Raw genomic sequence first — 22,951 nt, 5'->3', positions numbered from 1 at the left:
GTCCCAGAGCTTTCCGCGGCCTGCTCCTCAACAGATCGTCTACGCAGAGGTTCGGCATATCTCATGTGGGGCGGGCAGCATGCTGGAGGGACAATCCAACGCCACGACGCCTGAAGGGCAGCTTCGCCGGCCTTCTCCTACGCGCAGGTGAGCGGCCGCGTGGCATCAAGCTTCGAGGCTTGATCAACCCGCACCCGAGATAACGCGATGCCGAGGCTGTCTCAAACACCGGCTGAGGCAGCTATCGGTGCCGTCCCAGCTGCCGCGTCGGGAGCGCCTCACCTACACGGCGAACTTCAGGGCGAACCGCTCGGCGCCGAGACGTGTCTGGATTGTCTGCGCGACGAACTCGGCATCGCGGCCGACCGCGCCGAAGCGGCCCGAGCCCCAAGTATTCAGCCAGGGCAGACCGATGAAGGAGACGCCGACCTCCTGCGTCACACCGCGCTTGTGCTTGGGGTTTCCCGCGCCATTGAAGACGGACGCGTCGAGCCATCGGAAGTCCGGCGTGAAGCCGATGCACCAGACGATCGCGGTGATGCCGGAGCCTTCGAGGGCAAGACGGGTGATGGGCTCGCCCGGCTCCCAAACGGGGGTGTAGTGCGCCTGCACCGGAGCATCGACGTTGTTTTCGGCAATGTACTTGTCGATGGCCGCGTTGATGCCGTTGTACGTGCGGTCGGCCCCGTCGAGTGAACGCTTGAGATTGTCGCGGAAACGTAGGCTGCCGTCGGCAAAATCTTCCAGCACACCGTAGAGCTTCATGCCCTCCTTGGCGAAGCGGCGCAGGTCGATGTCCCGGCCACCGTCCCGGCCGGTCACGTAGTGATTGGTGTTGTCGCGGACGCCGTCGCGCAGCGGATGGTTGTCGACGGTCATCTCGTAGTAGCCCATATCGGCGAGCCAGGTGACGACGTCGCGGCCCCGGTAGAACCGGGCGCAGCGCGGCGCGTCGCCCACCGCGAGATGCACGGCGCGGCCGGCGAGATGCAGGTCTTCGGCGATCTGCGCGCCGGACTGACCTGAGCCGACCACCAGAACTTCGCCCTCCGGCAGTTGGGCCGGGTTGCGATACTGGTTCGAGTGAATTTGCGTGACCGACCCCGGCAATTTCTCGGCCATGCGCGGGATGATCGGGGTGTGATAGCCGCCCGAGGCGACCACGACCTCGTTCGCCGTGTAGTCGCCGTCCGAGGTCTTCACTGAGAAAACACCGTCGTCGCGCCGTTCGACGCGTGTGACCGCGACACCCTCGCGGAGCGGTGGGTTCACCTTCGCCACGAAGCCCTTCAGGTACGCGACGATCTCGTCCTTCTTCATGAACCCGTCCGGATCCGGCCCGTCGTAGGGATGGCCGGGCAGGTCGCACTGCCAATTCGGCGTGACCAGGCAGAACGTGTCCCAGCGCTGGCTCGACCACGTGTGCGCCGCGGATGCCTTCTCGAAGACGAGATGATCGATCCCACGCTGCTTCAGGTGATAGCTGACCGAGAGACCGGCCTGGCCACCGCCGACGATGGCGACCGGGACGTGACGGGGCGTGGACGTCATGGCTCTAACTCCGCGATGGTTCGAGGGGAGGCTCCGGGTTCAGGGTTCGAAGGTCTCGACCGTGACGAGGCCCCCGGGGTCCTGCCGCTTCGCTGCGGTCTCGATCCGGGCGAGTTGGGCCATCGCCGACGCGCACGCGAAGCCGTATTTTTCGCGCACCCGCTCACTCGCGATGGTGAGGGCCGTGCGGGTCTTCTCGACGAAGTCGTCGAGGGCGTAGCTCTCGCCGACCGCGAGGAAATCCTTCACGACGAGGGAGGGCGAGTAGCAGGCCTCGCGCCGGCCATCGGGCCAGCGGATGTGGAAGTGCATCTCAGGCATGGATCTGCTCCCGTTCGACGCGGGCGCAGGCCGCGTAGGTATCGAGGTGACGCTCGGCGCAGGCGCGCCAGGCGTGAGCAGCGGCCCGGGTCAAGCCGGCAGCACGAAGCCTCGCGCCCGTCATCGGCGCCAGGGCGGCCGTCATGGCGTCGGCGATGTCACGGGGATCGCCGGGATCGACGAAGAGGGCGTCGTCGCTCCGGAGGTACTCGGTGAAGGGCGGCAGGCGAGAGACGATTGCTGGGGTGCCACAGGCCATCGCCTCCAGCACGCAGAGCCCGAAGCCCTCCGTCCAGGACGGAAAGGCGAGAACGTCCGCTCTGCGATAGAAGGCCGGCATCTCCCCCTGTGAGACTGGTCCGGTCTCGATCACGGCTTCGCCGCGTCCGACCACAAGCCCGTGCGCGCTCAGCGCGGCGCGACATCGGGCGCCGTAGGCGGCGTGGTCGAGGAGCGATGCGCCGCCGACGATCACGAGCTGCGCTTGGCGATGGCGTCGGCGCAGGAGCGCGAAAGCCTCGATGATCCCGGCTGTGTTCTTACGCGCCTCGAATCCGCCGACGCTCAGAACGACCGGCCCGACACCGAGGCCCCAGCGCTCCCTCACGATCAGGTCGGCATCGGTCGGCGCCTCTCGGTAGATCGCCAGGTCCACGCCGTTCCCGACGACGCCGATCTCCGTACCGCGATCGGTCTCGATCCGGTCGGCCCAGGTACGGCTGACACAGAGCAGGCGCGTGGCCTCACGAATGGAGCGATCCTGCCAGTCCGCCAGCACCGGGTCGGAGAAGCTGTCGACGTGGTGGACCGTGCGCACGAAACCGGGGATCAAGCGGCGGTGCTTGAGCGTCGCGAGCGCGTTGCCGCCGATGCCGCAATGGGCGTGAAACACGTCGAAGTCGCAGGCCGCGGGGGATGCGAAGTGGCGCAGATAATCGTCGATGCGAGCCCGCACGAGGTCGACCGTCGTGCCGGCCACCGGCTTTGCGGCCACCGATACCGTCGGGCAGGCGGCCGCGCGAAAGAAGCCGCGCCCGGACGGATCCGGCGCGTGGACCACTGCCTCATGCCCGAGCGCACACAGGGCTTCGGCCAGGGCGAGGCAGTGCGCGACGCCGCCCCGTGGATTGGTGGAGTGGGTCAGGACGGCGATGCGCAGAGTCGTCATCGGACGGCACCCATGCCGTCCTGGCCACAGCCGATCAGCGGGCTGACCGTGAAGTCCCAGACCACGGCCTCTTCGCCGGAGGCGTCGCGCACCCGGGCGACCCGGCTTGCATCGAGCTTACCGACCGTGGCGACCGCGATGTCTCGTTCTGTAAACCGTGCGAGGACGTCCGGCGTGCAGTCCGGGTGCACGCTCAGAAGGTAGCCGAAGCTCGGGAAGGCGGTGAGCCACCGATCGAGCGGGACACCGGTGGGCCGCGGGATCGCGTCGAGGTCTATGATGCCGCCGACGTTCGAGCATTCCAGGAGCATCAGGGCGGTGCCCACGACACCCGCCATGCTGATATCCTTGGCCGCCCGGCACAGCCCGCTATCCGCCAAGCCCGGCATCAGCGCGAGATCACCGCGCAGGCGCGCGCCCGCCGTCCCGGTCGAGGCGTCCCAGTACGGGTATGGGTCGCGGAAGCGTCCGCGCAGATCGATCGCCGCGACGAGATCATCGCCGGGCGCCGCGTCGAAGCTCGTGAGCAGCCTTGGGCCAGCGCGGCCGAGCACGGCGACCGCCAGGTTGCCGGCTTCAGCGCGCGTGTTGGTATGACCGCCGACGATCGGGATGCCGTAGAGCGCCGCTGCGTCGGACAGGCCAGCCAGGATCGGATCCGCCTCCACGGCATCCCGGCTCCACAGCGCGTCGACCACCGCGAGCGAGCGCCCACCCATGGCGGCGATGTCGCTGAGGTTGACCATGATGCCGCAATAACCGGCGAAGTACGGATCGGCCGCGACGAAGCTGTCGAGGAAGCCCTCGATGGCGAACAGCAGGTGGCCATCCCCATCCGGTATGGCGGCACAATCGTCGCCGACCGGCACCGCTGCGTGCCGGCTGTTCAGTCCGAGCCGCTCGACCACGGCATCGATGTCGCGCTTGTGCGCGACTCCGCGCGCGTCACGGATCTGGCCGGCCAGGGACTGGATGTCGAAGCCCGCCGACATCACGCGGCCCTGCGGAACGTGACGAGCCCGTGCTCGGGGTCGTGCATCGGCGGGTAGGCCGCGAGGTCGGCTTGCATCAGGTGATGCGGCCGCCCGTGCAACTCGACCTCGTCGAGGCTCGTCCAGTGCAGGGACTGGAACAACGGAACATTCCGATCCTGCACGTGGGCCAGGAACCGCGTGCAGCCCCGGGCATGGGCCGAGGACACCGCGACCTGGATGAGCCCGGCTCCCAGGGCAGCGGTGCCGCGGAACGGTCCGGCGACGGCCAAGCGGGAGCCCCACCACGCGCCGGCACGCTCCGACGCTTCGTGGATGCGGACAGTGCCGACGACCGCGTCGGCGTCGCCGCCGAGCGTCGAGAGGGCACAGATCGGGATCGCATGCGCGTCGACAGCGTCCCGGTCGTCCCCGCTGAAGATGCGCTGCTCCGTGCAGAAGACCTGGCGGCGCAGGGCCGCGCAGGCGTTCCGCTCCCACGAGCTCGTGGCGAACTTGATGCGGAAGTGGCTCGGCCAATAGGCTGGTACGGGCTCGAAGATCATGGGACCGCCCCCGCGCGCTCGTAGGTGGAGAGCGCCGAGCAGGCGCCGCAGCGCCCGCATCCGGCCTTGATGTCGGTCGAGCGAAGATCCGCGCCGACCAGCATGTCCGCGAGGGGTTTGAGGATGCCGTGCATGAGATTGGGGCCGGGCGCCGGATGGCTCTCCAGTGGCGTGCCCGAGATCGGCACGAACGGCACCACGAACGGGTAGACGCCCATCCCGATCAGGCGCTCGGCCATCGCCAGGATCGCCTCCGGCGTGTCGCCCAGCCCGGCCAGGATGTAGGTCGAGACCTGACCCCGCCCGAAGACGGGAACGGCCGCCTCGAAGGCCGCGTAGTACCGCTCCAGCGGCACGCTGGCCTTGCCGGGCATGATCCGGGCCCGGACCTCGGGCGTGACGGCCTCCAGATGCATGCCGAGGGCATCAATGCCCGACGCTTTCATCCGCTCGAACCAGCGGTCGTCATCCGGCGGCTCGCACTGCGCCTGGATCGGCAGGTCGACCGCGGCCTTGACGGCGAAGGCGCTCTCGCAGAGCACGGCGGCGCCCCGGTCTGTCGCGTTCGGGGTGCCGGTCGTCATGACCATGTGCTTGACGCCGTCGAGGAGCACGGCCGCGCGGGCGACCTCGGCCAGCTGTTCGGGCGTCTTGTGCGCGACGGTGCGACCGGCGGCGAGCGATTGGCCGATCGAGCAGAACTGGCAGGTCTTCGTACGGCTCGCGTAGCGGATACAGGTCTGGAGCACGGTGGTGGCCAGCACGTCCCGCCCGTGCAGAACGGCGATCTTCGAATACGGCACGCCGTCGAAGGTCGAGAGCGCGTAGAAGCGCGGCTTGCCCGGGAAGGTCGCCTGCCCGATCACCACGCCGTCATGTTCGATCACCGAGACCCCGTTGTCGTCCGGGCGGCGGACCAGAAAGGGCGAATCGAAGGCGGCCTCGGTGTGGACCGGCACCATCACGGTCCGACCCGCGATGGTCATGGCCTTGTGGTCCGACGGACCGGCCCCGCCGCGGCGGCTCGGCGCCCCGGCGCGGCTGTCGGCGAGCCTAACGCCGTAGGACTGCAATGCGTTGATCAGGCGCTCCGTCGGCATCCCGACTAGGCCCGCCACCACCGGCGGGAACGTGGGAAGGCTCGTCGGAAGCGGGCTGCTGCTCATGGTCGAGGCTCCGGAAATCGGTCTGGGAACGGATCGGCTGGTGCACGAACGAGGCCGGGCGGTCGTCGTGGAGCAGGCTGAGGAGTTCGGGCCGGGCGTAGTGGCCGACCGAGTCCATCATCCGCTTGCGCTTGGTCACCAGCGCCAGGTCCATGTCGGCGATCAGGATACCCTCGCCAGCGCCCAGCGGCTCCGCGAGGTGCTTGCCTTCCGGCGAGACGATGGCGGTGCAGTTGCCGCCGCGGCAGGCGCCGCGCAGGCGCTCGTCCGGGCAGACCTGTGCCACCTGCTCTTCGGTGAGCCAGCCCGTGGCATTGACCACGAAGCAGGCCGCCTCCAGGGCGTGGTGGCGGATCGTCACCTCCATCTGGTCGGCGAAGATCTGGCCCACGAGGGAGCCCGGGAACTGCGCGGCGTGGATCTCCTCGTGGCGCGCCATCAGGGCGTAGCGGGCGAGCGGGTTGTAGTGCTCCCAGCACGCCAGCGCGCCGACGCGCCCCACCGCCGTGTCGACCACGGTAAGGCCGGCGCCGTCGCCCTGACCCCAGATCATGCGCTCATGATAGGTCGGCGTGATCTTGCGGCGCTTGAGCTTAAGGCTCCCGTCGGCGTCGAAGACCAGCTGCGCGTTGTAGAGCGAGCCATGGTCGCGCTCGTTGACCCCGAGCACGATGACCGCCCCGTGACGGCGTGCGGCTGCGGAGACCGCCTGGGTCACGGGTCCCGGCACCGTCACGGCCCGCTCGTAGAGGCGCAGGTGCTCGGCGCCCTGCATCGCCGGCGGCAGCACGAAGGAGAAGTAGGGGTAATAGGGGACGAAGGTCTCGGGAAAGACCATGAAGCGCGCGCCCTTGGCGGCGGCCTCATCGATGGCATTGAGCACCCGCTCCAGAGTGCCCTCCGGCCGGTCGAGGTCCGGCGCGATCTGGACGGCGGCGGCCCGCACGATCCGGCTGTCTGACATGGGAGATCCTCCGGCTGTGAACGGCGGCCACGTCGCGCGCGGCCGCCGGATGCGACGTCCCGGACTAGAAGCCAGAGGGCCGGTCAGACGGTCCAGGTGTCGATGATCACCGCGTTGTCGCGCTTGTGCAGGAGGATGCAGTCGAGGACGTCGAGAGGGTTGATCATGCGGATGCCCTCGATGAAGGCGGCCTCCCCGTGGCCGTAGAGGGCCTGGGTCGAGAACCGGCAGGCATAGACCTTGCCACCCTCGGCCATGAACTTCTCGAGCTGGTTGTTGAAGTTGAGGTGACCCGGAAAGGCCTCGTCGCCGAGCCGGGGGAAGCCGCGCTGGACGCCCAGCGTGATGCCCGGGCCGTAGAGAAGGATGGAGGTCTCGAAGCCCTTGCGCTGCAGGCGCGTGGCCTGGAGCAGGTTCACGAGGCCGATGGAGCCCTCGAACGCGACGGTATGGAAGGTGACCAGAGCCTTCTGGCCCGGCTCGGCCTTGACGTCCTCGAAGACCTTCTCCTCGTAATCGACCAGGAAGTCGCCCTTCTTGTGAGGCTCGCGGTTCACAGCAGGCATTGATCTCTCTCCTCGGTGGATTGACCGCGGAAGACTGAACTTCGAGCGGTCTCAATCCCTACATGGCAAGCGGTGTGCCAGAGGATGTCGATCAACCAGCCATACAAGGCGCCAAAGCGATATTCATACAATAATGCGACCAATGCAGGCGGCTCAAATATCAGGCGGCGCGCCGTGCGCCTATTTATCAAGCGTTTCTTGGGCGCATAGTCGACAGCACCTGCACAATCGCGGATCGGTTATTGTCAGCATTGTATGGATAAAACCGAGGACCCAGTCGGCGCGTGACCGCGGTACGACTATTGCAAGCCATACAATGAAGCATTGATCGCATCATGATCTAGGCCGCCACGCATGACTTCGCCTGAGCGAGACGAACGACCGAAACCGCAGACCGGAGGGACCGGGGCCTGGACGCCGGATCTGAAGCGGTGGGGCAAGCCTCATTACCTGGCGATTGCGGAGGCCTTGGCCGACGACATCCGGACGGGGCGCCTCACGGCGGGGACGCGCCTCCCGACCCAGCGCGCCCTCGCCGAGGCGCTCGATCTGAACTTCACGACGGTTTCACGCGGCTACGTCGAGGCCCATAAGCGCGGACTGATCGAGGGGCGCGTCGGCCAGGGGACCTTCGTGGTCGATCCGGCTCGCCCGTCCCGTTCGACGGCTGCCGCGCCCGCGCGTCGGATCGGTCCGGTCGATTTCACCATGAACCTGCCCCCCGAGCCCGACGCGCCGGCCCTGCAAGCCCGGATGCAAGCCGCGTTCGTGGACCTGTCCGGCAATCTCACCAACCTGTTGCGCTACCAGGGCTTCGGCGGGACCGAGGAGGACAAGGAGGCGGCTCTGCGCTGGCTGAAAGGCCGCGGGGTCGTCACGTCCCGCGAGCGTCTGCTGATCTGCCCGGGGGCGCACAGCGCCCTGTTCAGCATCCTGGGGCAGGTGGCCCGGCCGGGCGACACGATCTGCGCCGAGCGGATCACCTATCCCGGCATCCGCGCGCTCGCGGCGCATTTGCGCCTGCGCCTCGTCGATCTGCCCATGGACCGGTACGGAGTCGATCCTGATGCTTTCGCCGCCGCCTGCACAAAGGTCGCCCCGAAGGCCATCTACCTGAATCCGTTGCTGCAGAACCCCACCACCGCGACACTGCCCAGGACGCGGCGCGAGGCCGTGATCGCGGTTGCGCGGCGATACGCCGTCACCATCATCGAGGACGACGCCTACGCCCGCATCTGCCCGACCCCGCCGCCGAGTTTTGCGGAACTCGCGCCGGAGATCACCTACTATGTGGCGGGGCTCGCCAAGTGCCTCGGTGCCGGACTTCGGCTCGCCTTCCTGGTCGCCCCGAGCGCCAGGTCCGCCCTGCCGCTGGGCGGCGCCCTGCGCGCCGCCACGGTCATGGCCTCGCCGATCGCGACGGCATTGGCGACGCGGTGGATCATGGATGGCACGGCGGAGGCCATCGTGCAGTTCGTTCGCGAGGAATCGGCCGCGCGCCAGCGCATCGCCACTGCGATGCTTCCCGCCGGGACCTACACCGCTGATCCGCATGCCTTCCACGTCTGGATCACGCTGCCGGAGGGCTGGACGCGCTCGGCCTTCGCCAGCCAAGGTCGGTCGGCCGGGCTCGGCGTCATCGCCAGCGACCCTTTTTGCGTCGCGGGGACACCGCCGGAGGCGGTCCGCCTCTGTCTGGGCGGCCCCTCCACCCGGCAACAGATCACGCACGGACTAGAAGTGCTCGCCCACGCCCTCGAAGGCTCGCCGGCCCTCGCCTCAGCCTACATCTGACCCATCCAAACCGGGAACAGATCGTGGCGCGCGCTGTCGGTCGAAGGTACGCTTGCCGGTCGCAGCCGCAGCCTGCTCGCGATCCTAACGTGAATGGCTCTCAGCCGCGTAGGAAGGTCCGTTTGCGGGCTACAACGTCACAAGACTAAATGCCTTGGATGGGCGCATGGCCGAACGACCGGTTTTGAAACCATTGGCGATCCGGCGTGACGGAGTCTGGCCGTAAGCGGCCTGTCCGCTTAGAAGTGGGCTTGCATCAAAAGCGGACGGGCCCTTACCGACCCAATGTGGTCGACGAAGTCATCGTCCTTCCTGAAAGCGGATCTGAGCGTCCGCCGGCTGGATGACAGGTCGATCTGGCCGCCTCGCATCGAGTGGTGTCGCAGCGCGGGCCTCAGGCGCGACGTCTACGGTCCGCCTGTCGCGCCGGCATCTGGAAAGACACCAGTGCCGCGGCCGGGATCGGCCTCCAGGTCGCGGTCCAATTCTCCAACGTGACCGGATCGGACCGATGGACGAGGTCGAGGAACGCCAAGCCGGCTTCTATCGTCGTACGCTTGACCAAGGGGTTCAGCCGGCCGCCGTTCCAGAGGGAGCGGTCGGTGAAAATGCTGTGCGAACCGCCCTGGAACACGATGAGCGCTTTTTGTGGCGTCGGAATCGCAGCGTAGACGTCAATGCGTTCCTGGACCGGCAAGAAGCGGCCGGGGATGCGGATCGTGTCCTACGTCGTGGTCACGTGGAGGGTGGGAACCTCGACCGACGCTAGAACCGATGCGAGGTCGGTCTCGCTGTAGATGGGTGGCGCCGAGATGACGATGCTCGCCGTGAAGCGCGTGTCCCGGTATCCGATGGGCTTCCCGTCGCGGATCACCTGGGCGCCGGTGAGGATCAGGGGTGTTCGCCCCGTAGGAGTGGCCGGCCGCGACGATGCGTTTCCGCTCGATGGCGGCATGGAAGGAATTCTCGCGACTGAGCAGGCGGTCGAGGCCGAAGCTTACGTCCCGCGTCCGCTCGATGGCCTCGCACTCGTCGGCCGCTCCGTCGAGGCGGTCGAGGAGCAGGATCAGATTACCCTCCCACAGAGTCTGGTCGCTGCCGACATGCTGGATGTGCAGGCTGGCGGTTCCCCGCGCCGACCATCCCTCGCCAAGGTCGCTGTAGCTCTTCCGCCAGCCGCCGAGCCCATGGGAGAAGACGATCAGCGGGACCGGTCCCTGCCGGTCCGAGGCGGCAGGACAGTAGAGCCTCGCCGGCACCGCGCGGTTACGTGACGGGTCGACCCACTCGAAGTCGATGAGCCGTGCCTCGGCGGACGCCGTCAGCGCCTCTGCCGGCAGGGACGTAAGGCAGCCCTCTGCACCCGCCGCCAGGGCCATAGCGCCGAAGCGCCGGCGGCTGATGCCACGATTGCTTGGAGCCTAGTAGGCGTCCGAGCGTGGCGGGACGTCGGCGATGATGGGCATGAACGTCTCATGATGTTCGACGGCAGGTTGATCGGGCCGGAGCCTTACGGCCTTCGTTGGACGCCTGGAGGGGCAGCGATGGACGTCTAGTCACTATCCGGAGGCGCCTACGGCACGGCCCATTCAAGACAAGCCATGGGAAGCTGCTACCCCGCGCCCATGATGGGGGCGACGGACGACCTCGCCGAAGACCGGGGCACATCCGCCGTTCGGCAAGTGCGTGCACGATGCGTGCACGACCATCTCCCCACTGCGCCCCCGGACGACATGCCGCCTCAAGGCCTCCGCCTCGATGCCGTCCGGAAGCACGGGCATCCTGCAGAGGACGGCTTCCGAGACGAGCACGGACCGCTTCGTCTCTCGGCACGAGCCTTCCAGTCGGGCGGTCGCGTTCATGACGTCGCCGAAGTAGGCGATCATGTGCCGATCGACCCTTATCTTGGGCGTGACGACACTGCCGCCATGGAGCGCGGCACGGAGTTGCGGGACGAAACCAAGCCTCCTGACCTATCGGTCGCGGTCATCGCGGAGCGTTCGTCGGATCGTGAAGACGCAGTCGACGCACCTGGCCCGCTCAACGCCGCGCATCAGCGGCCAGGAGATAATCACCTGATCGCCGACGTAGTCGTCGATAGCGGAGACGATGTGCGTCAGTCTCGATTGGGGACGGTGACGACGATTTTTCCGAACTGTTCGTTCGATTCCATGTAGGCGTGCGCTTCGACGATCTTGTCGAGCGTGAAGGTCGTCGCGATGACCGGCTTCAAGCCACCGCCGGCGAACCCATTGCGGATGAATGCCGATGCACGGGCCATCCGCTCTTTGTCCCGGATGAACTCGAACAAGGTGTAGCCTCGCAGCTTGAGGGCCTTCTGCATGGCGGCAATGACCGGGAACGGCGTGGGCGCGGTGGCGAGCGCGCCGTAGATGAGGATGACGCCGTGGTGGCTCATCGCCTCGGCGAGCTTCTCGACCTGGGGTCCGCCGACCGGGTCGAACACAAGGCGCGCGCCCTGACCGCCCGTCGCGCGGTTGACCTCGGCCACGAGATCCTCCTCGGACGTGACGATCACGCGCGCGGCGCCCGCGTCTTCCAACGCCGCCGCCTTGGCGCGCGTCCGGGTCGTCGCGATCGTGATGGCGCCGACGCTGTTGGCAACCCGGATTGCCGCCAGTCCGACGCTGGAGGACGCGGCGGGGATGATGACCGCATCGCCTTGTCGGAGATGAGCGATGTCGATGAGCGCGCCCCACGCCGTGAGGTAGGCCATCCATACCGCCGCGGATTCGAGCGCCGAGAGGCCGTTCGGGCGTCGGACGACACTGTAAGCCGGCACGATGGCCGTCTCGGCGTAGACTCCGTAATCGTTCATGGAAAAGGCCGGGACGACGCTCACGGAATCGCCCGGTGCGAAGCCGTCGACGCCCTCACCCAGAGCCTCGATGGTCGCGGACGCTTCGTAGCCGAGACGCGCGGGCAAACGCGGAGTCTCGAGGTAGGCGCCCGACCGGAACATCGCTTCGGCGCGATTGAGGCCGATCACCTCCACGCGTACGCGCATCTCTCCGCGCTGCGGATCGCCGACCGGGAGATCATCGAACTGCAGCACTTCCGGTCCACCGGTCCGATGGAATCGAACCACCCGTGTCATGGCGATGTGTCCTTCCCCGGTTGCGCTGCGGGCGCGAACGGACCCGACAGCGGGCGCGCGGCGCCCGCTGTCGAGCGGATGGAAGCGCCTGGAGGAGGCACCTCGTTATCCGCCGGCAACTCAGGCCGACAGTTTCGTCGTGTTGTGCGGATCGATGACGAACTTCTTGGGCGAGCCCTGGTCGAACATCCGGTACGCTTCGGGCGCCCGTTCGAGCGGGATGACCTCTACGTTCACGACCTTTCCGAGATACGGCATGCGATCCCAGAGGATCGCCATCATCAGATCGCGGTTGTAGTGCATGATTGGCGCCTGACCCGCCGAGATGTGGGGCGACTTGATCCAGGCCTTGCCGAAATCGATACGATACGTCCCGGCTTTGGCCTCCACGTCGACGGCCTCGGGATCGCCCGCCGTGTAGATGCCGGGCGCGCCGACGGCGCCGTTGGCCCGAACAACCGTGATCATCGCGTTGAGGACGGCGGCCGGATCCTCTCCGGCGCCCGGTCCGTTCCCGTGCGCCTCGAAGCCGACGGCATCGACGCCGCAATCCACCTCCCGTTCGCCGAGGATCGCCTCGATCTGGTCGGCGAGCGGTGTCTCGGAGGACAGATCCACGGTCTCGTACCCGGCGTTCTTCACCAGCGCGAGGCGCTTGCTGTTGGTATCGCCCACGATGATGCAGGAGGCGCCGAGGAGATGGGCGGAGGCGGCGGCGCACCGGCCGACGGGGCCTGCGCCCGCGATATAGACCGTCGACCCGTATTTGACGCCGGCCTGGATGCAGCCGTGAAAGCCGGTCGGCAGAATATCCGAGAGCAGGGTCAGGTCCTTGATCTTGGACAGCGCCTGATCCTTGTCGGGAAAGCGAAGCAGGTTCCAGTCGGCGTACGGCACCATGAGATAGTCCGACTGTCCGCCCTGCCAGCCGCCGAGATTGAAGCCGTAGGCGCCGCAATCGACCGCATCGTTGACGTTCATGCAGGTGTCGGTGTGGCGCTCCTTGCAATTGCGGCACCGCCCGCACGAAACGTTGAACGGGACCGAGCAGAGGTCGCCTTTCTTGATGAAATGCACGTCGGGCCCGGTCTCGATCACTTCGCCCGTCATCTCGTGGCCGAGCACCATGCCCGCGGGAGCGGGGAACCGGCCGCGGTAGATATGTTGGTCGCTGCCGCAGATGTTGGTGGTGACAATCTTGAGGATCACCCCGTGCGGCGTCTTGTTGCCCTTGGGATCGACGAGCTTCGGATAGTCGAAGTTCTGAATCTCGACTTTTCTCGGGCCCATGTAGGTAATGACGCGATTGCCTGAGGCCATGACGGTCTTCCTTCCTTCTGGTCTGGATAGAACCGGTTGGATCCGGTGATCCCCTTGGCGCGGTGTCTCAGAGCAGCTTCGCCGCAAGTACGTCGAGCATTTCGATCCGGGGTGGCGCGGCGAAGAGCTCGGGTGTTCGCTCTCTCAAGGCCGCCGCCAGCAGGCCGGAGAGGTGCGCTTGCCGTCCCGCTTCATCGGGAAACGCGTCGAAGATTCCGAACGTCGAGGGGCCGAAGCGGATGCCGAACCACGCGATGGTTCCCGGTTCGTTTTGAACGATGGGCTGGCCGTTTCGCAGAAACGCCTCGACCTCCGCTTCCTTCCCGGGCTTGGCGTCGAGGATGACGAACAGTGCAAACTTGACCATGTGCGTATTCCTTCCGGGTGGGCCGGGGGGAAGCAGGCGTGAACGCCGTTCTCGGACCACGTTGGAACTGATCCCGGGGCCACCAGAATGCCGAATATGATTGCTATGGCGCCATGGATGAAGATCGAAAACCGGATCTAATCTGGCGAATGCTTCAAGATTGCTGCATCGGACGATGGGTTCGGGTCCAATGCCTCCGCCAGTCTTGCAGAATTCGTCCCAGCTCGTACCCTCGGTCGGAGCGGCGGAAGAGCGTTAGATTAGGGGGGCACGCACATTGCAGCCCTGACGCCGGTCAGTTTGACGTCACGTTCGACCATCCGCCGCGCATTCATCGGCAATCTGCCGGCGGATGGCGTCGGGCTGTGCCCGCAGGGCTCGCAGAACCGCCTGCAGCACGTGCCGCAAGCCGCTGACCTGATCGACGAGATCGAGCACGACCGCGATACCCTCGTCGTTGATCCCAAGATCATGCTGCAGATCTCGGATCAGTTGGGCCCTGGCTAAATCGATCTCGCAGTAATGCCCGACGCCCTCGCGGAACGACGGGACGAGCGAGCCGGTCTCGAGCCAGATCTGAAGTCGATCGGGGCGAAGATCCGCCCGAGCCAGAAATTCGCGCTCGTCCATACCATCCCCCTCTTCACAAACGCCGAGGCCACTCGGCGACCAGTCGTTCGAGCTCGGGATCGGGCCTGTCCGGCAGCTTGATCAGCAGCTTGACGTAGGCGTCGCCGGCTGTGCCGTCCGTCCGCGGAACGCCCTTGCCCTTGAGGCGCAGCACTTTTCCGGAATCGCTCCACTTCGGAACCGTCACAGTCACCGGCCCCGCAGGGGCCGACACCTCGATCCGGCCACCGAGCACCGCCTCGCGCAGCGGAACGCCCTGTTCGAAATGGATGTCGTCGCCCTCGCGTCGGAAGACCGGGTGCGGAAGGACGCCGATCTCGATCAAAGCATCGCCAGGCGGCGCGCCGCCCTGACCCGGTTCCCCCTTGCCGCGCAGGCGGAGCGTCTGTCCATCACGTATGCCCGGCGGGATGCGGACGTCGAGCGTCGAGCCGTCCGGCAGGGTCACCAGGCGGGTGGCGCCGTTGACCGCATCGAGAAAATCGAGGCTCAGCTGATAGCGCACATCGGCGCCACGACGCTTGAGCGTCGACCGACCCCGGCGTCCGAAGATCTCGGAGAGGATGTCGTCGGCATCGAAATCCGCAAAGCCCGCATCGCTCGTATAGGCTTGGTCGGCCGATGCCTCGGCAAAGTCGCGATAGTAGCGCTGTCGGGGCCGCTCGACGCCCGAGATGTCGATCTCGCCGCGATCGAAGCGCGCACGCTTATCCGGATCGTTCAGCAGATCGTAGGCGCGCGACACGTTCTTGAACTGCTCTTCCGCCTCCGTATTGCCGGGGTTCAGGTCGGGATGCAGCTTGCGCGCGAGCTTGCGGTAGGTTTTCCGGATCGCCTCCGGAGAGGCATCGGTCTTCACGCCGAGAATCGCATAGGGATCGTCGCTCAAGGCTTCCTCCCTGCGCCGTCTTGCGGCGAAGCGCGCAACCCGTTGGGGACGGCGCCTAATTAATGCTGCTTCGACGTCGCGTTCTCACGGTGATCGCCCCAGGACGCTCCGCGGCGGGTCACGATCACGCGGGCCGGTCGCAGCAGCCGGTCGTGAAGGACGTAGCCCTCCTCCATGACGTCAGCGATGGCCCCAGGCGCAATCGATGGGTCGTCGACCTCCATCATGGCCTCATGCCGCGATGGGTCGAACGGGGCGCCAAGGGCATCGACCCGCTGTACGCCGACGCGCTGCAGGACTCCCATGAGCAGCCGCTCCGTGGCCCGCACCCCATCGATGAGCGACGCGCCCTGAGACGAGGGCTGCTCCGATGCGACGATGGCCCGGCGCAGATTGTCCAGAACCGGCAGAAGCTCGCGGGCGAGGCTGGTCACCGCGAATTGCCGTTCGTCCTCCAGATCGCGCTTGGCTCGACGCCGCGTATTCTCGGCTTCAGCCAAGGCCCGCAATGCGCGGTCGTGAAGCGCGGCGTTCTCGGCCTGCAGCGCTGCGGTCTCGCCCGCGCCCGACTCGGGTGCCGCGCTCGCCACGGGGGCATCCGGGGGTGAGGGCTGCCTGGCGGATGCGGTCGGAGAATAAGCGTGATCCAACGGTTGCTCGGCCATCCCATGCCTCCTTCCAATGTGGATGATGTCAGGCTGCTTGAGCCAAGGTCGAGCCGTTGACGGTGATCTGTCCGTTCAAGACTAGAACCGGGACCGTACTACCGTCCTTGATCACACCCGTGAGCAGCATCTTGGCCAGCGGGTTCTGCAGATGGCGCTGGATCACGCGCTTGAGGGGACGTGCGCCGTAGACCGGATCGTAACCGGCATTGGCGAGCCAGTCCTTGGCCGGGTCCTCGATGTGCAAGGCGATCTTCCGCTCGGCCAACCGTCCTTCGAGGCCTTCGAGCTGGATGTCGACGATCCGGCGCATGTCGCTGCGGCCCAATCGGTTGAACAGGATGATCTCGTCGAGCCGGTTGAGAAATTCCGGCCGGAATGCCCTGCGCACGACCTCCATGACCTGCTCGCGGGCCGCCTCGGCCGGCTGGCCCTCCATCAGGGCGGCCAGGAACTCGGCGCCGAGGTTCGAGGTCAGGACGATGATCGTATTGCGGAAATCGACCGTGTTGCCCTGCCCGTCTGGCCTGCCCCCTAGAAAGTGGTCCTCCCTGAGGTATGGCTTTGAGCCATGTGGAGGATGTTGTCATGGGACGGAAGAAGCATACGGCTGAAGAGATTGTCTCCAAGCTGCGCCAGGTCGATGTCTTGGTCTCGCAGGGTCGCAAGGTCGCCGAAGCAATCCGCTCCATCGAGGTGACGGAAGTCACTTATTATCGCTGGCGTTCCGAGTACGGCGGTCTAAAGGGTGACCAGGTCAAGCGGCTGAAGTCTCTGGAGATAGAGAACCAGCGGCTCCGTCGAGCGATCTCCGACCTGACCTTGGAGAAGCTGATTCTGAAGGAGGCCGCCTCGGGAAACTTCTGAGCCCGGCTCGCCGCCGGGCATGTGTCGACTTCGTCGTTGCCGAGCACGGTGTGTCCGAACGCCTCGCTTGCCGTGTCCTGGGCCAACATCGTTCGACCCAGCGCAAGGTCGCCGTCCTGGCGGAGGACGAAGCCGCTTTGACGGGCGCCATCGTCGCCCTGGCGCTGCAGTATGGACGCTACGGCTACCGTCGGATCACGGCCCTGCTCCAACGTGACGGCTGGACGGTGAACGTGAAGCGCGTCGAACGGATCTGGCGGCGCGAAGGGCTCAAAGTCCCGGCTCGCCAGCCAAAGCGGGCACGCCTTTGGCTCAACGACGGCTCGTGCCTGCGACTGCGGCCGGAGCGTCCCGACCACGTCTGGTCCTACGACTTCGTCGAGCACCGCACGCACAACGGACGCAAGTACCGGATGCTGAACGTCATCGATGAGTTCACCCGCGAGTGCCTGGCCATCCGCGTATCTCGCAAGCTCAAGGCGCTGGACGTGATCGACGTACTCTCGGACCTGTTCAGTCTGCGCGGAGTGCCAAGGCACATTCGCTCAGACAACGGGCCGGAGTTCCTCGCCAAGGCAGTTCAGGACTGGATCACGGCGGTGGGATCGACAACCGCCTACATCGAGCCGGGAAGTCCGTGGGAGAACGGCTATTGCGAGAGCTTCAACGCGAAGCTGCGGGATGAACTCCTCAACGGCGAGGTGTTCTACACTCTCAAGGAAGCCGGCGTCGTCATCGAGCAATGGCGGAAGCACTACAACAGCATCCGCCCGCACTCGTCGCTCGGCTACCAGCCACCTGCGCCGGAGGTCGTCATCTGGCCGACCGAACCGAGCAGCTCAACGCCGCTCGTAAGCTCTGCCATCGTCACGCGACCGACGATGCACTAACTTCGAACCTGGGCCACCGAACGGGGGCAGGCCAGTCAACTCGAGGCCTACCGCGCACTAACTTTGAACCTGGGCCACCAAATGGGGGCAGACCACTAGGGACTTTGAGCCCCTCGCGACGCCAGATGCGCTGAACCCGGTCCTTGCCCACTTGCCAGCCGGCTGCCTGCAGCAGCGCGGTGACGCGGCGGTATCTGTCGCGCCCGTACTCGGACGCCAGGGCGATGATGGCGCGGGTCAGCTCATCCTCGTCGGCCGGCACGGTGGGCACGTAGCGCTGCGTACCCCGATGCTGGCCGACGATCCGGCAGGCATGACGCTCCGAGAGGCCGTACGTCTCCCGGATGCCGTCGACCGCCTGCCGGCGTCGCTCGGGGGCTACAAGTTTCCCGAGGCGACGTCCGCCAGAACTTGTTTCTCCAAGGACAGGTCGGCTACCAGTCGCCGCAATCGAGCGTTCTCGCGCTCCAGATCCTTCATTTTCTTGGCTTGATCGACCTTCAGGCCGCCGTACTCCTTACGCCAGCGGTAGTAACTCTGCTCTGAGACATCCGCTTCCTTGCATGCAACGGCGATGCTCTTTCCCTGGGCCGTCTGCACCTCGATCTGGCGCAACATCAGCACGACCTGCTCCGCACTTGGCCTGTGTCCTCGCTTCATCCCCAACTCCTCTGGTCCAAGCTGATCCTCTCAATCAGCCCGGTCCAAAGCCAGCCGGTCAGGTCAATCTGAGTGGTCATTCGTCCGGTGTCCGCGTTTCACCCAAAAGCTTCTCCGGCTGCAGCCTCATCGTCGTCCCAGTACCGAGCTGCTGCGCGCGCGCCTCTCATGCCTGTCCGTCCATCACTCTCGCGTCAACGTTGGCCAGCCCCCCGGCCGCGATCCGAGCGACCATGGCCGGCGAGAAGTCGATGGCGAAGACCTGGACACCTGTGCGTGCCGCAGCGAGCGTGAGCGCCGAAGCGCTGACGCCGAGCTCCAAACCTGCCCGCCGAAAGTTGCGGTGGCGCGCGATGGCGAGGAAGGTCCCAAGGTCGGCGAGGTCGGTGCGATCCACGTGCATGTCATGGCCTATCGTCAGAATCGTCGTGATCGTCATCTCGGGTGCGACGAGCCCGATGAGTTTTTGAGGTCATGACCGCCGCTCCTTGCGCCTGACAGTAGCGTCGATTGCGACACAAGCCGCTCACCGCGCGCCGGACACGGGTTGGCGGCTGCCGCTATGGTGCTGCGACTTGGGAGGCATATCCGATGCGGCGACCGATCCTATTCCTCGCGGCTGGCCTGATGGCGTGCGGTCTGGCTCCAGCGATCGCCGAACCAGCGGGCGATGGCGTCGCCGATCTCGGCAGCTATGCCGCCCGCGTCGAGATCCATCCCTTCGAGAGCCTTACGCTGAATGACCGGCAGTTTCTGACCGGAACATCGGACGGGGCGAAACCCGTGACCGTCACAGGCGTCCTGCGCATTGCGAAGGCGGGGACGGAACGCCTGCCGACCGTTATCCTGATGCACGGCTCTGGCGGCCTCAGCGGCAACATCGAGTTCTGGCAGCGGGCGCTGGGCGCACGGGGGATCTCGACCTTCGCGCTGGACGGTTTTACCGGTCGGGGCCTGACCTCGGTCAACACCGATCAGAGCCTGCTGTCGCGCACGAACCTGATCCTCGACATCTACCGGGCGCTGGGCGTTTTGGCGAAACACCCACGCGTGGATCCGGCACGGGTCGCGGTGATGGGCTTCTCGCGCGGCGGACAGGCGGCGCTATACGCGAGTCTCACGCGGTTCGACACGGCCTGGAACCGCTCCGGGATCACGCCGGCGATTTTCCTGCCGGTCTACCCGGACTGTTCGATCCGCTTTCAGGACGACACCGTGACGGTCGGGCGGCCGATCCGAATGTTCGGTGGCAGCGGCGACGACTACAATCCGGCTGCGTCCTGCACCGGCTACACTGATCGGCTGAAGGCGGCTGGGGTCGATGTCAGCCTGACGGTGTTCCCGGGGGCCCAGCATGTCTACGACAACCCTGCGGGCCCGCCTCAGCCGACGGTCGCCAAGGGTGCGCAGACGGTCCGCGCCTGTTCGCTTCACGAAAAGGCGGACGGGGTGATCGTCGAGGGCTCGAAGGACACGCCGTTCACCTATGCCGATCCCTGCGTGCAGCGGGATCCGCATATCGGGTCGGACGAGGCCGCCCGCGTCGCGACCTTGAAGGGCGTCACGCAGGCGCTTGGAGCGGCTTTCGAAGGACGTTGAGATCCGTTTATTAGGCGAAACCTTGAGCCGGGTTCCGTCTGTTCCCGGCCCAACTCAGCCACTCGGACCCCCGTCGAAGCTTCCCCACGGCGGCTGTTAGACGCCGATGTCGCCGATGGCCAACTTACGATCTCGCTCCGCCATTTCGGCCTCGTTGCCAGGAAACAGCATCTGTACGCTGTCGATCGCGGCACGTTCTTGCACTTGCTCCACGAACGGCCGTAGCCCTTCCTCATAAGCGTGAAATGCGGCGGCATGGTTGTCCGGATGCCGTGCCAGGGCGTCGGCCAACCTTCCCGCGCCGATGATGGCCATCGAGCCACCGAGGCCCGCGAATGGAGACACGCAATAGCCGGCGTCGCCGACGAGAGCGATGCGCCCGTGAGACCACGTCGGCATCCTGATCTGGCTGATACGATCAAAATAGAAGTCGTTGTCCTCGCCCATACGAGCGAGCATGTCCGGCACTTTCCACCCCAAACCGGAAAAATGCTCCCTGATCAGACGACGTTGCTGATCCTTGTTCCGGTAATCGTATTCGATCTCGCCGGGCGTACGGAAACCGAAGCCGATATCCGTGCGATCGTCATAGCCGTTCAGCATCGCCATCCGCCCAGGAACGGCAAAAAGCTCCGAGCTGTTCGGTTCGAGCAGTCCGGTGTCTGGCACGACTTTGAGGTAGAAATATCCGCCCATGAAATGGGTGAATTGCTCACCGTCGCCGAACACCAGTCTACGCGTATTGGAGCGGTTTCCATCGCAACCGCATATCAGTGCGAATTCGTGCTGACTGCCGTCGCTGAACGTCGCCGACACCGCCTCCGGACGCTCTTCGATCGCCACGATCGAACGGTTGAAACGCAGTTCCACATCGCCCTCGATCGCGCCGCACAGTACATCCAACAGGTCGTCGCGGTGGATCTCGTAGCGCGGCCCCGCATCATCGTCCGGGTGGTGGGCCATATCGCCCAGCGTTGCGTTGTGCGCATCCTTGAAGGCGAAGCGTCGAGGGGGAAGTGTTCTGGCTCGAACAGCGTCCATCAACCCCATGCGTGTGAGGATTGCGATTGTCTCGCCGTCGATGTCGACCGGCGTTCCGCCGCGCCGCAGGCCCGGTGCGACCTCGACCACCGTGACGCGGTATCCAAGCTGGTTCAGCCAGAATGCCGTCGCCAAGCCGGCGAAGCTCGCGCCGCTGACGAGTGCGACTCGCGTTTCGGTGGAGGACGCAGCGGAGACCACGGTTGACGTAGGCATGCCGTCACCTCAGAATAATCTCGATACGAAACTATACTGAGTATATATCGACGTGAAGGAACCGGCAAGCCCTATGCTGGACAGGCGCACTCGGAAGCGGTTGGCGACGCGCCAAGCCATCTCCGATGCAGCCACGCGTCTGTTCATGGAACACGGGTTCGATCGGGTGAAGGTCGACGAGATCGCGGAGGCCGCCGATGTCGGCCGCATGACCGTGTTCAACCATTTCCCCCGCAAAGAGGACATGTTCTTCGATCGTGAGGATGAGGTGCGCGGAATGGTGGCCGCGGCCATCCACGGGCGGGATGAGGGAGCAAGCCCGATCACGGCACTGCGCTCGCTCGCTCATCGCTGTATCGAGGACCGGAACCCTCTCCTCCCGCTTTTCGGTGCGCCGCTGAGGTTCGTGGCGACAGCGCTGGCCAGCGAGGCGCTGAAGGCGCGCGCCCGCCAGATGTGCAGCGAGTTCACGCGCGTTCTGGCAGAGATGATGGCAGAGGCCGTCGATCGACCCGCGGACGATCCCAACGCACATCTGGTGGCGGCCTTGCTCGTAGCGACATGGAGCGTCGCCTTCTTCGAAGGGTACAAGGTGGCTGACACACCCGGCGACGCCGCGGCTGCCGGTCGCGTCTTTCTTCGTCTAATCGATCGTGGTTTCCAGGCTGCAGCGGGCGCGGCAGCCGGAACTCCCTATGTCGAAGCAGGATGACGATATTGGGCTGCGGATGCGTGGCAGCAAATATCGGTAGGGCTTACTCAGGACTGTGTGCAGTGCTGCCACTATATTCGCTGCCACGCATCCGCTGCTCGGAAGCCGAACTGCCGGACAAGCGGACGGCCTACCATCGACCCAACTCAGCTGTCTGAAACGCTTTCGACTATCCCCCGAAGCGGACGTTCGTCCGCCGTTCGGCAACTGCGGCTCGGGGCGGGAAGCGGTCACTAGCCGGTCGCCAGGGAGCGGACGCTCGCTGTCCAAGCCAGAGCCATCTTTATCAGCTATCGCGCCTCCCTAATCAGATTTTAGAACTCCGCTTACGAGAAATATTGTCCAAAAAACCGATCCACAATGCTCACGGCGTTGCGTGCGCATTCGCGAACTTCCTCCGGAGACAGCCTCACATTCCGTCCGAGGATTGCCGAGCTGTCTCCTGATTTATCTATGTAGGACTGATCGACCACGCCGAGCGTATGCGCAAAGCAGTGTCTCTTTTGGAATGCAAGCTTGAACGCCGTCCAGTCGTTTGCTGCGACCGCCATGTCCCAGTGGGGCATCATCTTGTTTCGTGCGGTCTCTAAGCTTTGAAAAGAGCGAACTGGGTTAGCCTCATAGGGAGAGCCTTGTTGATTCATTCGGACTGCTTCTGAGTTACAGACACGCATCACTCCATCAAAAACGCTAACTATGCGCGCTAGCATGTCGGAAAGATCGTCGCGGCTCACAAAGCCTCTTGCAATGCTACGTTCGACATGCGCGCTCGTGACCTGACCGGCTGGCTTTGGACCGGACTGATTGAGAGGATCAGCCAGGACCGAAGGAGTCGGACATGCGGCGAGGTCAAAAGACGAGCGCGGAGCAGGTGGTGCTGAAGCTGCGGCAGATCGAGGTGCAGACGGCC

22 protein-coding genes and 3 pseudogenes are annotated in these 22,951 nt (G+C 65.7%); 4 read left to right on the top strand and 21 right to left on the bottom strand.

The features are described from left to right. Positions 1-282: 282 nt before the first annotated feature. From MKK65_RS09110 to MKK65_RS09075, 8 genes are all read right to left on the bottom strand, one after another. Positions 283-1,551: an MSMEG_0569 family flavin-dependent oxidoreductase gene (locus tag MKK65_RS09110; RefSeq protein WP_243957161.1), complete on the bottom strand. Its 1,269-nt coding sequence runs from the start codon at positions 1,549-1,551 to the stop codon at positions 283-285. 39 nt (positions 1,552-1,590) lie between these two features. Continuing rightward, positions 1,591-1,872 carry an MSMEG_0570 family nitrogen starvation response protein gene (locus MKK65_RS09105; protein WP_243957159.1) on the bottom strand — a complete coding sequence of 94 codons (282 nt, stop codon included), beginning with the start codon at positions 1,870-1,872 and terminating at the stop codon, positions 1,591-1,593. Continuing rightward, the gene (locus MKK65_RS09100) at positions 1,865-3,040 is read right to left on the bottom strand and encodes an MSMEG_0565 family glycosyltransferase (protein WP_243957157.1); all 1,176 of its coding nucleotides are present in this window, start codon (positions 3,038-3,040) and stop codon (positions 1,865-1,867) included. Before MKK65_RS09100 ends, MKK65_RS09105 begins: the two co-directional genes overlap by 8 nt. Beyond that, the gene (locus MKK65_RS09095) at positions 3,037-4,032 is read right to left on the bottom strand and encodes a sll0787 family AIR synthase-like protein (protein WP_243957155.1); all 996 of its coding nucleotides are present in this window, start codon (positions 4,030-4,032) and stop codon (positions 3,037-3,039) included. The genes MKK65_RS09100 and MKK65_RS09095 overlap by 4 nt, the downstream gene beginning before the upstream one ends. Continuing rightward, on the bottom strand, positions 4,032-4,577 hold the full coding sequence (locus tag MKK65_RS09090; RefSeq protein ID WP_243957153.1) for an MSMEG_0567/Sll0786 family nitrogen starvation N-acetyltransferase: 546 nt from the start codon (positions 4,575-4,577) through the stop codon (positions 4,032-4,034). The genes MKK65_RS09095 and MKK65_RS09090 overlap by 1 nt, the downstream gene beginning before the upstream one ends. Then, a complete protein-coding gene (locus tag MKK65_RS09085; RefSeq protein WP_243957173.1) occupies positions 4,574-5,677 on the bottom strand; it encodes an MSMEG_0568 family radical SAM protein in 1,104 nt (367 codons plus the stop codon). Before MKK65_RS09085 ends, MKK65_RS09090 begins: the two co-directional genes overlap by 4 nt. Next, positions 5,631-6,707 carry a Nit6803 family nitrilase gene (locus MKK65_RS09080; RefSeq protein WP_243957151.1) on the bottom strand — a complete coding sequence of 359 codons (1,077 nt, stop codon included), beginning with the start codon at positions 6,705-6,707 and terminating at the stop codon, positions 5,631-5,633. Before MKK65_RS09080 ends, MKK65_RS09085 begins: the two co-directional genes overlap by 47 nt. Before the next feature lie 83 nt (positions 6,708-6,790). Then, a complete protein-coding gene (locus MKK65_RS09075) occupies positions 6,791-7,273 on the bottom strand; it encodes an MSMEG_0572/Sll0783 family nitrogen starvation response protein (protein WP_058191264.1) in 483 nt (160 codons plus the stop codon). Between the two features lie 354 nt (positions 7,274-7,627). On the opposite strand from MKK65_RS09075, the gene MKK65_RS09070 reads away from it, so the two are divergent. Next, on the top strand, positions 7,628-9,067 hold the full coding sequence (locus tag MKK65_RS09070) for a PLP-dependent aminotransferase family protein (RefSeq protein ID WP_243957149.1): 1,440 nt from the start codon (positions 7,628-7,630) through the stop codon (positions 9,065-9,067). A 394-nt stretch (positions 9,068-9,461) separates the two neighbouring features. Here the strand turns inward: MKK65_RS09070 and MKK65_RS09065 are convergent, their stop codons facing one another. The 9 genes and pseudogenes from MKK65_RS09065 to MKK65_RS09025 form a co-directional block, all read right to left on the bottom strand. Beyond that, complete coding sequence (locus MKK65_RS09065; protein WP_152997439.1) at positions 9,462-9,764, bottom strand: hypothetical protein; 303 nt, start codon at positions 9,762-9,764, stop codon at positions 9,462-9,464. Further along, positions 9,742-10,446 (bottom strand): alpha/beta hydrolase family protein, encoded by a 705-nt coding sequence (locus tag MKK65_RS31535; protein WP_409565388.1) that lies wholly within the window; start codon positions 10,444-10,446, stop codon positions 9,742-9,744. The genes MKK65_RS09065 and MKK65_RS31535 overlap by 23 nt, the downstream gene beginning before the upstream one ends. Before the next feature lie 737 nt (positions 10,447-11,183). Further along, complete coding sequence (locus MKK65_RS09055; protein ID WP_243957144.1) at positions 11,184-12,185, bottom strand: zinc-dependent alcohol dehydrogenase family protein; 1,002 nt, start codon at positions 12,183-12,185, stop codon at positions 11,184-11,186. A 120-nt stretch (positions 12,186-12,305) separates the two neighbouring features. Continuing rightward, on the bottom strand, positions 12,306-13,505 hold the full coding sequence (locus tag MKK65_RS09050; RefSeq protein ID WP_243957143.1) for an alcohol dehydrogenase catalytic domain-containing protein: 1,200 nt from the start codon (positions 13,503-13,505) through the stop codon (positions 12,306-12,308). 67 nt (positions 13,506-13,572) lie between these two features. Continuing rightward, complete coding sequence (locus tag MKK65_RS09045) at positions 13,573-13,872, bottom strand: putative quinol monooxygenase (RefSeq protein WP_243957141.1); 300 nt, start codon at positions 13,870-13,872, stop codon at positions 13,573-13,575. 306 nt (positions 13,873-14,178) lie between these two features. Continuing rightward, positions 14,179-14,502: a chaperone modulator CbpM gene (locus tag MKK65_RS09040; RefSeq protein ID WP_243957139.1), complete on the bottom strand. Its 324-nt coding sequence runs from the start codon at positions 14,500-14,502 to the stop codon at positions 14,179-14,181. 13 nt (positions 14,503-14,515) lie between these two features. Continuing rightward, on the bottom strand, positions 14,516-15,391 hold the full coding sequence (locus tag MKK65_RS09035) for a DnaJ C-terminal domain-containing protein (RefSeq protein ID WP_243957137.1): 876 nt from the start codon (positions 15,389-15,391) through the stop codon (positions 14,516-14,518). Positions 15,392-15,450: 59 nt separating this feature from the next. Then, positions 15,451-16,056: a nucleotide exchange factor GrpE gene (locus MKK65_RS09030; protein ID WP_243957136.1), complete on the bottom strand. Its 606-nt coding sequence runs from the start codon at positions 16,054-16,056 to the stop codon at positions 15,451-15,453. 28 nt (positions 16,057-16,084) lie between these two features. Next, positions 16,085-16,591, bottom strand: a pseudogene (locus tag MKK65_RS09025) (AAA family ATPase); the annotation flags it as partial. A gap of 53 nt (positions 16,592-16,644) precedes the next feature. On the opposite strand from MKK65_RS09025, the gene MKK65_RS09020 reads away from it, so the two are divergent. Further along, a protein-coding gene (locus MKK65_RS09020; RefSeq protein ID WP_243957134.1) for an IS3 family transposase occupies positions 16,645-17,813 on the top strand; the annotation gives its coding sequence in 2 pieces (ribosomal slippage) (positions 16,645-16,909 and positions 16,909-17,813; 1,170 coding nt in all). 94 nt (positions 17,814-17,907) lie between these two features. Here MKK65_RS09020 and MKK65_RS09015 read toward each other — a convergent pair. After that, positions 17,908-18,473: pseudogene (locus MKK65_RS09015) on the bottom strand (transposase); the annotation flags it as partial. A gap of 169 nt (positions 18,474-18,642) precedes the next feature. Next, a pseudogene (locus MKK65_RS09010) lies at positions 18,643-18,876 on the bottom strand (LysR family transcriptional regulator); the annotation flags it as partial. 188 nt (positions 18,877-19,064) lie between these two features. Here MKK65_RS09010 and MKK65_RS09005 point away from each other — a divergent pair. After that, positions 19,065-20,072: a dienelactone hydrolase family protein gene (locus MKK65_RS09005; protein ID WP_243957132.1), complete on the top strand. Its 1,008-nt coding sequence runs from the start codon at positions 19,065-19,067 to the stop codon at positions 20,070-20,072. A 96-nt stretch (positions 20,073-20,168) separates the two neighbouring features. Here the strand turns inward: MKK65_RS09005 and MKK65_RS09000 are convergent, their stop codons facing one another. After that, on the bottom strand, positions 20,169-21,329 hold the full coding sequence (locus tag MKK65_RS09000) for an FAD-dependent monooxygenase (protein WP_243957130.1): 1,161 nt from the start codon (positions 21,327-21,329) through the stop codon (positions 20,169-20,171). A gap of 100 nt (positions 21,330-21,429) precedes the next feature. On the opposite strand from MKK65_RS09000, the gene MKK65_RS08995 reads away from it, so the two are divergent. Then, positions 21,430-22,041: a TetR/AcrR family transcriptional regulator gene (locus tag MKK65_RS08995; protein ID WP_243957128.1), complete on the top strand. Its 612-nt coding sequence runs from the start codon at positions 21,430-21,432 to the stop codon at positions 22,039-22,041. Between the two features lie 326 nt (positions 22,042-22,367). Here the strand turns inward: MKK65_RS08995 and MKK65_RS08990 are convergent. After that, positions 22,368-22,951: hypothetical protein (locus tag MKK65_RS08990; protein ID WP_243957125.1), on the bottom strand; the 584-nt coding region annotated here is incomplete at its 5' end.

The sequence above is a fragment of the Methylobacterium sp. J-001 genome, assembly GCF_022829565.1.
Taxonomy (GTDB): Bacteria; Pseudomonadota; Alphaproteobacteria; order Rhizobiales; family Beijerinckiaceae; genus Methylobacterium.
The sequence above is the reverse complement of the archived record's forward strand: the minus strand, read 5'-3'. Positions and strand labels throughout refer to the sequence as shown.